Here is a 12,532-nt window from a genome sequence, read left to right on the forward strand (position 1 = left end):
CATCATGCGCTCCGTCTATCAAACGGAGCAGCCCCTTCCAACTAAGCACGTGGTCCCACAATCGGGGTCCATTTCAGCTTCTCGCATTCGGGCCGGGCATCCGAATACTTTGGCGCCCGCCGGCACATCCCGATTGACGAAGGAGTTCGCGCCAATGATGGCTTTGTCGCCAAGGGTCACGCCCATCTGAACGATGGAATTCGGACCGATATAGACACCGTTTCCGATCCTGGTCGGAGCGTAGTCAACCGGCTTCTCGCCGAGCGAGATAGAGCGATTGACGGTATGATGTGTATAGATTTGAACGCCGGCGGATATCGAGCACCAATCGCCGATCTGCAAGCCTCCGCCCGAACCGTCCAGAATGCAGCCGGGTCCGATCCATGTATGCCGGCCGACTCGGACGTCTCCGAGCACGAGTACGTTGTCGTACATCGTGGTGCCCTCGCCGAAGCCGTACGCGGCCGCGTTATCCCCTCGCTCTGTGAGGAGATCGCCGATCGACACCCTTCGGGAGAACTGACGTTTCTTGCGCGCTGCGAGAATCTGCAGAAAACGCCTGACGAGCCCGAGCCATTCGTCGACGCGCTGTTCGGACATTCCGGAATTGAAGTCTGGCGACATCCAAAGCCCTCTTGTTCAGCCGAATCCTGGGCGGGCTTCATTGTATCACCATCATGCGTCGAACGAGGACGCAACGGGAACCGCCACGCGAGGCCTGCTGCTCATCTCGCGTTCTCCGTCACCCGCAGCCGCCGGAGGCCGCAAGTATACGGTGCTCCCCCATGACGCCAGCGGGATTTAATAAACCACTTTACACCATCATCTAATATTTCCAACCTTCCAATTAAATAGAATATATTAACGGTCGTAGATCAACCTTTTAATTGACTAAAGCCTCACGATAGCAGACGATAATGGTCGTAGCACGCCTGCAAGCGCATTTTATAAATGTCCATAGATACAACACGTTACTGAAGTCGATACTCTCCAAAGCTCAGGCTAAGATCACAAGGTTGGCCGGATCGGATGGTCATCGGCTCGCGGCACGATACTGACCTTGCGCAGGCCCCCGGTCCCGCCGACCCCCTCGCGGTTGCCTCCACGACCTTGGCGCCTCGCTGCGCCCGCCGTCGTATCCGCCTAGGTAGGAGAGTTCTACAAAGGCGACGTTTTGCACCGTCATACCACCGCACACCAAATCGCCCTTCGAAGTACGACGTATGGAGATCAGCATGAATGCTCCAATCGAAATTCCGACCTTTGATATGGGATCTCAAATTCCCCGGATTATCCATCAAACATGCCCCTCGAAAAATCGGCTATCTGACGTCTTGGCAGACAATATCCAAGCCATCAAAGCCATGAACCCGGGTTGGGAATATCGACTGTACGACGATCGAGCGGTCGATACTTTTATCGTCAACTCTTATGGCGCAGAAATTAGTAATCTGTTCCGTAGGATCAATCCGCAGTACGGAGCAGCGCGAGCGGACCTTTTCCGCTATCTCCTCATGTACAAGCATGGAGGCGTCTATCTTGATATCAAAAGCACAACTCTCAAGCCCCTCGACAGCGTTATTCGACCGGACGACAAGTTCATTCTAGCGCATTGGCGTAATGAGCCTGGTGAGCCGTTCGCTGGTTGGGGCATGCAAAAAGAGTTTGGCTTTGACCGAAAACGGGAAGTGCAGCAGTGGCATATCATAACCGTGCCTGGCCATCCGTTTCTGAGGAGAGTGATTGAACAGGTCCTGAAAAACATTCAAAATTACCGATCGTGGGTACACGGCGTCGGAGGCAGGGGCGTCTGGAAAACAACAGGCCCTATAGCCTATACATTGGCTATTGAACCCCTCATGAGCACGAACAGTTACCGCATGGTTGCAAATGAGACTGAGTTGTCGTTGCAATACAACATATATAACGGAGCCGGTCACTATAATCTCTTCAGCACCACGTATTATGGGTTACGTTCAGACCCCGTAGTCTCAATGGAAGGTTGGTGTTCGATGCCTATGCACCATATCTACGTTCAGGCGCGTAAGGTGTACCGCCACTTTGTCTTAGAGAACTTCCATAGAGAAATGAAAAACGGCTAGACAATAGAGTCTGCAGACTCTGCGCAACCACGCAGCAATGTGAACCCCCAGATTCCCGGTGCTGGCTTCTTCGAGTATATTGCTCCGAACCGATCGGGTTGCACTGTATGGAACGCAAGAAGTGTATAGCAACTCGATTTGGTGAGCGGGCCTGCCACGGCCGCGACATAGCGTGAGCTAGCTCCTCGCATGGAATCCGCTCCCGGCGCGCCCATCCACCGCTCAGGACGGCCCCATCAACGATTCAGACCAGAGCCTGACCATAAAAACCTCTGTCATCGCAAAAACGGTGGATAAAGTAAATAAATCGAGCTATTAACTCGCAATGACTACTTTAAATGAATTAATCTTGACCCGAAACCTATCGAAAGTGGCGAGCGATCAGTCGCGCGGCGAGTTCTTCGCGGGACTCTTTGCCCTTGGCTGCTTAAGTGGGCTCGCGGCACGCGTCATCCAATCGATAAACAAGCTTGGGTGGGTGGAGGCCTTCTTTGAAACCTTCGAGGTAAGCGTACTTGTTTGGGTATCGTGTGCCGCGGGGGTATACCTCGTTCTTCAAGATCGAACGATTGGGATTCGTTCTTTCGAACTCGCCATAGGCGCAGCATTTGCATTTCTGGTCATTCTGCCAATCGGCGCTTTGAGCTGGCTCGCAGTAACGGCGTTAGGCTTCTACGTCATCATCTTCACCGAAAATCCGTCATCTCGGCGTGGTGCTTTCATATTGGTGGCAACCACCGTGCCTGTGCTCTGGAGCCGGCTGTTGTTTCAGTTCTTTGCCGACTTCATATTGCGGATGGATGCCTCGCTTGTCGGCTGGTTATTGCACACTCCCCGGACCGGAGACATCGTTGAGTTCGCCGACGGTTCGGGAGTTTTGGTCATCCTGCCAAGTTGTTCTTCGCTTGCAAACATGTCGCTTGCATTTCTCTGCTGGGTTACCGTGAGCCGATTGGTCGACCATAAGAGATCTACCCACGATGTGTTCTGGTGCTTACTGGCTTGCGCGTCGGTGATCGCGGTGAATGTTACGCGGATGAGTTTGATGGGCTTAAGCCAATGGCACTACGAAACATTCCATAGCGATTTGGGAGCTGCTGTTAGCAATATCCTCATGCTGGGCTTGATCCTCGGTTGCTGCCTGCTAGGGGTGAGGCGTGAATTTTTCCAGCGTATTTAAGGGAGCGCTTGCCGCCGCGCTCGCGCTAGCCATCGCATGGAAGATCGTGCTCCCGCCTGACTATCAAGGTCATCTAAAGGAAGACCTTGTTGAATTTCTTGAACGCAAGCACTTCAATGTGGTCACGACCTACGAGACCGGAACGCTGGTCATCCGCGCCACTACAGCATCATGCGAAATGCACGTCGCAAAGCTGACCCCCGATGGATCGAACGCGAACCTCATTCGGCATCTTACCGCAGGAGCGCAACGCTCGTTCGTCGTCTTTCGCGGCGAGCTGTATACGCAGCAACCGGTATTCTGGACCGTGCTAGATTATCTCTGGTCCAGATTTCTTCGCGAACTTCGTCTGACCAGAACCGTTTCGCCTGTCATCAATGTGGCGGAGAACTCGTCTTGCAACGCCGAACGACTTCCGTGGGGTGAGCTTCAAAGTCCCACCACGAGACTGGGTCGTGCGGATCCGTCGAAACACAATTCATGACTGTTTTTTGGAGATCCCTCAGGTCGGACGGATCGGCATCGCCCTTTTAGTCGTCGACCTCCCAAGGGAACAACTCAACGACTTCGCCGTGGTTGGCTCGGGCCAGCTTCGTAATGAGGAATGGAGCAAGCTTCTCCACTATGTTCCGCCGTTCAAGATTTATCTCACGACCGATCGCGTCAGAATACAATCGCAGCACGTGAACCGTCTCACGAGGTATCCTGCAAATGGCCTGACCGGATGGCACGGCTGCGGGAACCAAAAGGACCCGTCCGTCCCACACAACCTCACCCCTCAACCAATCAATCATTGAGCCGAACAGTCCTCAAAATCACTACTGTCGCAATTAAAACAATAAATGTTTTGAACATATATTCAAGTTTATATTATAAAATTAATATACATAAAATAGCGATGCACCGTCGCACTCCATGACGTGCTTACTTGGCATGGGCGTTGCGGAATTGATTCGGCTAGTTCCGAGCGACGCGCAATGAGCCCGATCTCTGGCCACAACATCGGCCGGCCGGACCAGCGCGGTCCGGCCGGCCAAAAGGCATCAATATCGATGGCGGAGTCTTCGCGAGCGGGCCGGTCACCCGCGCTATGATCGATGACCCACCACGCCGCCAGTTCGCGAATCTCAGCGTTCCTTGAATGCGCGCCCGGCCTGATCCCGCAACGGCTTGACCAGGTACGACAGCGCGGTTCGTGCCGGCGTCTTGATGAAGACATCGACCGGCATGCCCGGCACCACCTTGGCCGATCCGAGCCTTGCAAGCTCGTCCGCCTTGAGCAGGATGCGCGCCGTGTAATAGCTCCCGCCGGTCCGCTGGTCCTGCGTCAGGTCCGCCGACACCATACTAACCTCACCGTCGACTTCTGGCGTCGTCTTCTGATTGAACGCCGCAAATTGCATGGTCGCGGTCTGGCCGGCATACACCTGATCGATATCGCGCGGTGCGATCTTGACTTCGACCGCGAGGGCGTCCGCATCGGGCACGATGAGCATGATCTGCTCACCGGGCGCGATCACACCTCCCACGGTGTGAACCGAAAGCTGATGAACGCGGCCGGACTGCGGCGCGCGAATATCGATGCGGTTGAGCTGATCCACCGCCGCGGTCTTCCGCTCGGTGAGTTCAGAAAGCTTGGAGCGCGTTTCGATGAGATCCTTGCCAACCTCGGTTCGCAGGTCCTGATCGATCTGGATAATCTGAAGCTCGATTTCGGCGATCTTTCCCTTTGCCTGCGCCATCATGCCGCTCAACTGGCTACGCTCGCCTTCCAGCCGCGCGCTGTCGCGCTCGAGCGCGGTCAGGCGCGTGATCGGCACCAGGTTCTTTTGGAAGAGCGTCCTGACGCCCTCGAGTTCCTGGCGGATATAGTCGACCTCCTTCTGCTTGGCCTCGGCCTGACCGGCATAACCTTTGATCTCATCCTGAAGCTGTGCCTTGCGCTCCTTGAGCTGCGCCTTTTGGCCGCTCCGGGACTGTCGGCGCAGATCAAACAAGGTGCGCTCCGCCGAGATCGCGCGCCCCGCCTCCAGTTTGCTGTCTCTCGCCCGTTCAAGCAGCGTCGGCGGAAATACGATCTGATCGGCGCCGTCGCGCTCCGTCTCAAGGCGCGCCTGGCGAGCGAGCAATTCGTCGAAACTCTTGGTGACGATCGTTGCATTCGCAAGCGTCTGGGTCTCGTCGAGGCGGATCAGAATATCTCCGGCTTTCACGCGGTCACCGTCGCGGACACGCAGTTCGCCGACAATGCCGCCGGTGGCGTGCTGGACCTTCTTCACGCTTGAATCCACCACGACGACGCCCTGGCCGATCACGGCGCCCGACAATTGCGACGTCGCAGCCCAGCCGCCAATACCGAAGGTGACGAAGCCGACCATGAACATGCCGACGATGATGTAGCGCTGGATGGAGTGCAGCGCCGGCGTTACGAGTTGGACTACTTGGCGATCCATCGTCCGCCTCCCTGCCCGTCTGCCACAACCCGGAGCGGAGCTGCTGGTCGCAGCACCTTGTTGAGCACCTCCTCTTTCGGCCCAAACGACTGAAGCCTTCCTTCGCCGATCACCAGGACATGGTCGACCGCTTCGAGCGCCTTCGGCCGGTGCGCAACCACCGCCACGATGCCACCACGGCGGCGAACATTCAGGATCGCTTCCGTGAGCGCCTCTTCGCCTTCGGAATCGACGTTCGATGTCGGCTCATCAAGCACCACCAGGAAGGGATTGCCGTAGAGTGCCCGGGCGAGCCCGATGCGTTGCCGCTGACCGGCGGATAGGGCCATTCCGCCCTCGCCGACCTTGGTGGCATAGCCATCCGGGAGCGAGAGGATGAGATCATGCGCGCCGGCTGCCTGTGCGGCATCCAGCACCCCCTGGGATGTGGCCTGAAGGTCGAACCGCGCGATGTTGACGGCAATGCTGCCCTCAAACAGCTCGACGTCTTGCGGCAGATAGCCGATGTGCTTGCCCAGCGCGTCGGGCGACCATTGCTCCAGCGCCGCGTTGTCGAGCTTGATCTTGCCGCGCAGCCGCGGCCAGACGCCGACCAGGGCCCGAACCAGCGTCGACTTACCGGACCCACTGGGGCCGATAATTCCCACGCCCTCGCCGCCTTTCAACTGAAAGGAGACATCTGAGAGGGTCAGCTTCTCTGATTCCGGGGGCGCGACATAGAGCTGCTCCACGACGAGCGCCTCTTTGGGCGCAGGCAGTCCAAGCGGCGAAACTTCGTCGGGGAGGAGCTTCAGCAAGCGATCCAGCCGATGCGCCGACTGTCGGGCGCCAACGAATCCCTTCCAGTTCGCGATCGCCACCTCCACGGGCGCAAGCGCCCTCGCCGTCAGGATCGAGCCGGCGATGATGATGCCGGCGGTCGATTCCTGGTTGATGACGAGAACCGCACCGACCGCAAGAACAAGCGACTGCAGAAACGAGCGAAAGAACTTCGAGAGCCCGCCGAGCCCGCTCGCAACGTCGCTCGCCTGCTCATGCGCCGAGAGATACTTGCTGTTGACGTCCTGCCAGCGCAGCGCCGCCTGCCGCCTCATCCCCATCGCCTGCAGGACCTCGGCGTTTCGCCGCCCCTCGGCGGCGAGTGCGTTGCGCGCGACCCCGAGACGCGAGAAGGCCCTCGCCGGACCGCGCGTTCGGGTCTCCGTCAGGACTGTGACTCCGACCAGCACCAGCGCGCCCAACAGCGCGGCCACGCCGATCCAGAAATGGAACAGGAAGCAGATGCCAAGATAGATCGGCATCCAGGGCAAATCGAAGAGCGCGGTCGGCCCGCCTCCGGACAAGAAGCTGCGGACCTGATCGAGATCGCGCAATGGCTGCAGGCCGTCGCCATCACCGCGCGTCTTGAGCGGCAGGCGCACGACTGCATCGAACACACGAAGGCCGAGCCTTTCATCGAGGTAACGCCCGATCCGAACACTGATCCGGCTTCGGACGAGGTCGAGGCCGCTCTGGAACAGATAAAGCACCATCGCCAGCACCAACAACGCGACCAGCGTCGGGATGCTGCGACCGGGCAGCACCCGGTCATAAACCTGAAGCATGAAGAACGAGCCGGTGAGCATCAGCAGGTTGCTCAGGCCGCTGAAGGCGGCAAGGCTCCAGAATATCCGACGGCACGAACTCAGGAATGCCGATATCTCGGATTGCGGCTCATCGTAGAAGTCGGCAGGACGCGGCGGGCGGGCAAACAGCCGCGCTCGCACGATCTCGACCGAACGCTCGCCCAACCTGGTGAGCTCTCGCGACGATGATCGCGCCCGCTCTGCCAGAAGTCCTAAGGCGGCGATAAATATCGCCCATCGCGATACTTCCATCTCCTCAATATTTACCGACGGGGAGACATCTCCCCGCCGTCCAAGATTAGTCATGGCACGTGTCCCCTAACATGCGCCGTGGAGATTAATCTCCACGGCGCTGAATGTTCTTCGACTTATTGCGCCCCTTCGCTTACGCGAAATGGAAGTCGTGGCTCTGCAGTGCACCAAGCTTGGTGTTCTTCAGCGTGAGCGAGTCAGCTCCGTTCGCAATGACCACGTCCTGCCCGACCTGCGAAGCGTGGTTGAGAACGCTGGCAAAGTCACTGAACGCACTCTTGCTGAACTGGATCGCATCGTGCGAGGGCCCGGAAGCAGCGAAGTCCTTGATGACATCCTTACCGAAATTCGCAGCGAATACGAACGTGTCTGGATGACCCTTGCCGACGAACAAGTCGTTGCCCGATGTGCTCGTCAGCGTATTGCTGCCTGTCGAGCCAAGGATCGCGCTACCCGAACTGGCCGTTGTGTGACCGGCACTGTCGACCCCTACCGCTTTGAACGAGTGCACGGTGTTGGATACGGCAGACGTGCTCGTGAAGCTCCAGTTACCGTCGGCACCGGCACTCGTCGTCCCGATATACGCCTTGCCGTCGTACATCTTGACTTGGCTGAATGCATCAGCAGTGCCTTTCATCGTAACTACATTGCTCGAGCTCGTGGTGAGCGAACTGAAATTCACCGCTGAAGCTGGAGTGGTTGGGGTTGTCGGGGTCGTTGGCGTTGTCGGGGTTGTGCCCGGAACACCGATGGTGTGATCCCCGTTGAGATCCTGATGGAAAATAGTCTCATACGATTGGACCGTTGTGCTGTTGGCAGCAAGAGCAACGCCGTGGGTCGGGTAGAACTTGAAGTTGCCCTGACTATCCGTAGTCCAGAAGGTGAACTGCCCGCTTGAGTCTTTCCACGCAACATCGTAGCCGCCGCCATCCAGCTTGACTGAGCTGATTGGAATCCAGTCATCGAATTGGCCGGCTGTCACAGCGGCGCCGCTATATTTCAGCTCGGGGCCGGTAGCTCCGAGGAAATAATGGTTGTCGACCTGGACAAGGCCAGTCAATCCAGACGGTGTGGTCGATCCACCACCGATCACCGAATGGAAGGGCTGCGACGCGGCGCTGACATTGCCCGCAACGTCCGTTGCCTTCGCGGTGAGGTCGTGAGTGCCGTTCGACAGAGCGCTGGTGGTGACGCTCCAGCTCCCGTTCGTCGTCCCCGCCGTGGCGGTACCGACGACATTCGACCCGTCATAGACCTTGACAGTGCTGCCAGCCTCGGCCGTTCCAGACAACTGCACGTGGTTGGTATCGACAACAGAGTTCGCCTTCAACGCCGGCGCGGTCGGCGCCGTGGTATCGATGGTGACGGCGAGCGCTGTGGACGTCGCGCTGGCTTTCCCGGACGAATCGGTGCCGGTGGCGGTCAAGCTGTGAGCACCGTCCTTCAGCGCCGCAGTCGTCAGGCTCCAGTTGCCGCTGGCGTCGGCCTTGATGGACCCGACCTGAGTGTTGCCATCGAACACCTTGACAGTGGCATTGGCCTGGGCGGTGCCCTTGAGCGTCAGCGTGTTGTCGTTGGTGATGTTGTCTCCGGCCTTGCCGCTGTCGTTCGAGAAGGAGACGATCTTCGGCGTCGCGGAAGGCTGCGTCGGCGGCGTCGTCGTCGGGCCACCGATCACCGGATCGACCACCTGCGAGGCAGCACTGACATTGCCGGCAACGTCCGTCGCCGTGGTCGTCAGCGTATGAGATCCGGTCGACATGGCGCTAGTGGTGATGCTCCAGGTACCATTCGCGGCCGTCGTCCCGGTACCGACCAGGTTCGTCCCCTCATAGACCTTGATCGTGCTGCCCGCCTCGGCGGTGCCGGACAACAGCACCTTGTTCGTGTCGACGACCGAATCGCTCTTCACGGCCGGGGCAGTCGGAGCAATATTGTCGACCGTCACCGTAAGCGCGGCAGAAGCGGCGCTGGTCTGGCCGCTCGTGTTGGTGGCCGTTGCCTTCAGCACGTGCTGGGCGTTGGTCAGCACCGACGTAATATACTCCCAACCCCCGCTCGCATTCGCAGTGGTAGTACCGATCTGCTTCGTGCCGTCGAAGATCTTGATGGTGCTATTTGCCGCAGCGGTCCCCTTCAACTGAAGCGTGTTGTCGCTGGTAATACCGTCGCCGACTTTTCCTGTGTCGTTCGAGTATGAAGCGATCACCGGCGCGTCCAGAGGGTTGCTCGGAGGCGTGCTCGGAGCGCCGCCGCCTTCCACCGGCAAAGGCGCCGGGATGAGATCGCCCGGAACGAGTTGACCATTCACGATCGTCGCGGTGCGTACGTTTTCCCACTGAGTGATGTGTATTTTCGCATTCACTTGCTGAAAGAGTAGCGGGCCACCACCAAAGGGTCCCACAAAATACACGTCCTTGAGAGCTACCGTGATATCTTGATCATCGGCGGCAATACGCAGTCCATACGGACCGCCCTCGAACATCACATTGTCCAGCGTGAGCGACCCGCCATAATTATCCGCAATCCAAATTCCAGCGGTCGCATTTGAGTTGTTGTGGGACACAATAGATGAATTTGTGACGGTGATATTCCCGCTGGCCCCGGGGGCATAGGCCTGAATACCATCGGCGTGATCGCCCGCCAGTCCGGTTGTTTCGATATACGAGTTATTGATGTTGAAGTCGCCGCCGGTCCCAACGCGCACGCCTTCCCTTGAATCAATGCGGACGGTGTCGAGGTTGAACGAGCCCGTGCCTCCGACCGACGCATCGCCGCTGGACATGTCGCTGATACTCTTATTCGAAAGCGTCCCGCCCTGTGCAACCGAAGCGCCATTGATATTAGTGACGCTGTTAAACATCGGGTCATTCCAGCTCAGCGGAATGGATACCATCTAGTTCTCTCCTAATAGTGCCTATCTAGTTTGTCCCAGGCACCCGCCCAATTTTGTCCCGAGCGACGATACCCCAAGTGCAGCTCTGCTAGCGCAGCGCCCGGGTATGCGTCTTGGTCGTTGGCAGAGGCTTTTTTGGGACGACATGACGGCCCACCCAAGGTGATTTCTTAGCTACCCTGGTCAAAGTCTCAGTGTGCTCGAAAAACCACAAGAAGAATAAATCCGGTGTTCTGAGCACCGCAACCATGGCCTCAAGATAAGGAGCGACAATTTCGGCGCAGTTAATTGGATTGCGAAAAAACGCCGGCTTTCTGGCAGTTCTGGTGCAGAGTAAATTTCGCATCAAGGCATTTAATAAGATCACGGCGTTTAATAGGACCCGATAGCTGCAAGAACGGTTTGTTTTTCGCGCGGCACTCGTTTCATAGTGCTGTAACGGCGAGCCTCAACATATGCTGGGGAATACTGGGAGCCCCCGAATCATCCTGCCCCGTCAATATTATCTTGGGGACAAAAACGATTAAATAATCGAACCGTCGAGGATCGATGGATCTGCCATCAGATACCTGCGCTGAATACGCCCACCGGTTGGAAAATACAGATATTGAAACGAGCATTTCGCCCGCCAAAATCAAGAACATACTCGTGTCGATTTTCGGATCGATTGCCGTTGGGGCGGTATTGGAGGGGACAGTTGACATGCCGTCGCTCCCTCCGCCATCCGGGTAACCTCAAACCAATGGCGTGTGCTTGGATCTGATTGGGATCGGCGCGCCGATCAACCAAGCTGTTGCGGCCCAGGCGCGGCGTCCGGCCGCCCCGTCTTGCCCTTTGCGCCGTCCAGCAAGCCCACGAAAGCAACTCTTCCGGCCGACAAGGAGCCTTTGAGCATATATCGCGCTGCAAACAACAGCCCGACTCCGAAATGGCAGATCCAGCGCCATCCCGCAAAGCGCCGAGCATAGAGAATGCCGTTGCGAGCAGACAGATAGATCGAGAGATGCGAGCGCTTCTCGAGGGCAACGGCAGATCCGATGGTCGTTCCCCCAATGTGGCGAACGACAGCTTTGCTCGCGAAGCCAATGCGGTGCTTTCCCCGCCGGCGTCCCCAATCGAGGTCTTCCATATAGAGGAAATAGTCCTCGGCCATGAGACCGACGTCTTCGACGAACGCTCGCGTTACCAGAACACACGCGCCGCTTACGGCATCGATCCTGCCAAGGTCCTCGGCCGATGGTGCGCTACCCGCTGGCGCATTCCTTCCTACGGCGACGACGCGGCCCGTCACACGGGACCAATGCAATCCGTAGTTGATGACCTTGTCGGGGCTGTTGTCGAAAACCAGGCTTCCGCCAACCATGCCGAATCCCTCGGCAGACTTGGCAATTAATTCCGACAGGCTACGGCTATCCACTTCGGTATCGGGATTAAGGACAAGCACTGAACCCCAGTCGGGGACGCCGAGTAGTGGCTCTAGCCACGCGTTGACGCCGCCTCCGTAACCGAGATTTTCGGTCGCGAGCCCAACTCGGACGACATTCGCGCGATTCTGAAATCGGCATTTCGCCACTGAGACCAGTCGTTTCTGTGGCTGGTCAAGAGTGTCCGACGCATCGGAAATTCGTTGCAACGTTCGATCCGACCCCACGAGCGCAGCCAGTAATCTCCCGTAGGCTGTTTCCCCGCCATTTTCGCAAATGAAGACCTCAAAGTGATCCCAATCCGAACGAGCGAGTGACTTCAAGCAACGATCGACATCATCGGCATTGCAGTATGAGACGATGATGACAGCAAGTTTGACGCTAGCGGTCGACATAGCCCGGACACCTTCTCATTTGCTGTCGACGCTGACGAATGACCGTCGCCCACTAAAGACCTGCGCGTGTTCGAACGCAGCCTCCGACAGACCCAGTCCCAGAAATTCTCTGACGGCAACGCCAAAATGCACTAGGCCGTGTGGACTCTTGGGATTCTCAAATCAGATTGAACGTGATTCAAGGCTTTCTTTTAGGAGGAAGCCT

8 protein-coding genes and 1 pseudogene are annotated in these 12,532 nt (G+C 57.6%); 3 read left to right on the plus strand and 6 right to left on the minus strand.

Annotated features, from left to right (window positions below):
- Positions 1-18 precede the first annotated feature (18 nt).
- Positions 19-624: an acyltransferase gene (locus tag AAFX91_RS31675; protein ID WP_394569218.1), complete on the minus strand. Its 606-nt coding sequence runs from the start codon at positions 622-624 to the stop codon at positions 19-21.
- Between the two features lie 611 nt (positions 625-1,235).
- Here AAFX91_RS31675 and AAFX91_RS31680 point away from each other — a divergent pair.
- The 3 genes from AAFX91_RS31680 (at position 1,236) to AAFX91_RS31690 (ending at position 3,766) form a co-directional block, all read left to right on the plus strand.
- Positions 1,236-2,102, plus strand: coding sequence for a glycosyltransferase family 32 protein (locus tag AAFX91_RS31680; RefSeq protein ID WP_394569219.1), 867 nt, complete (start codon positions 1,236-1,238; stop codon positions 2,100-2,102).
- 349 nt (positions 2,103-2,451) lie between these two features.
- Positions 2,452-3,282: a hypothetical protein gene (locus tag AAFX91_RS31685; RefSeq protein WP_394569220.1), complete on the plus strand. Its 831-nt coding sequence runs from the start codon at positions 2,452-2,454 to the stop codon at positions 3,280-3,282.
- Positions 3,260-3,766: a hypothetical protein gene (locus AAFX91_RS31690; protein WP_282526402.1), complete on the plus strand. Its 507-nt coding sequence runs from the start codon at positions 3,260-3,262 to the stop codon at positions 3,764-3,766. The genes AAFX91_RS31685 and AAFX91_RS31690 overlap by 23 nt, the downstream gene beginning before the upstream one ends.
- A gap of 643 nt (positions 3,767-4,409) precedes the next feature.
- Here the strand turns inward: AAFX91_RS31690 and AAFX91_RS31695 are convergent.
- The 5 genes and pseudogenes from AAFX91_RS31695 to AAFX91_RS31715 form a co-directional block, all read right to left on the minus strand.
- A pseudogene (locus AAFX91_RS31695) lies at positions 4,410-5,780 on the minus strand (HlyD family type I secretion periplasmic adaptor subunit); the annotation flags it as partial.
- Positions 5,720-7,525 (minus strand): type I secretion system permease/ATPase, encoded by a 1,806-nt coding sequence (locus AAFX91_RS31700; protein WP_394569221.1) that lies wholly within the window; start codon positions 7,523-7,525, stop codon positions 5,720-5,722. The pseudogene AAFX91_RS31695 and the gene AAFX91_RS31700, both read right to left, overlap by 61 nt.
- A 220-nt stretch (positions 7,526-7,745) precedes the next feature.
- On the minus strand, positions 7,746-10,508 hold the full coding sequence (locus tag AAFX91_RS31705) for an Ig-like domain-containing protein (protein ID WP_394569222.1): 2,763 nt from the start codon (positions 10,506-10,508) through the stop codon (positions 7,746-7,748).
- A gap of 425 nt (positions 10,509-10,933) precedes the next feature.
- Positions 10,934-11,212, minus strand: a complete 279-nt coding sequence (locus AAFX91_RS31710) for a hypothetical protein (RefSeq protein WP_394569223.1) — start codon at positions 11,210-11,212, stop codon at positions 10,934-10,936.
- 77 nt (positions 11,213-11,289) lie between these two features.
- Positions 11,290-12,327, minus strand: coding sequence for a glycosyltransferase family 2 protein (locus tag AAFX91_RS31715; protein WP_394569224.1), 1,038 nt, complete (start codon positions 12,325-12,327; stop codon positions 11,290-11,292).
- Positions 12,328-12,532: the final 205 nt, after the last annotated feature.

The sequence above is a fragment of the Bradyrhizobium sp. 31Argb genome (assembly GCF_043638955.1).
In the GTDB taxonomy this organism is placed as follows: domain Bacteria; phylum Pseudomonadota; class Alphaproteobacteria; order Rhizobiales; family Xanthobacteraceae; genus Bradyrhizobium.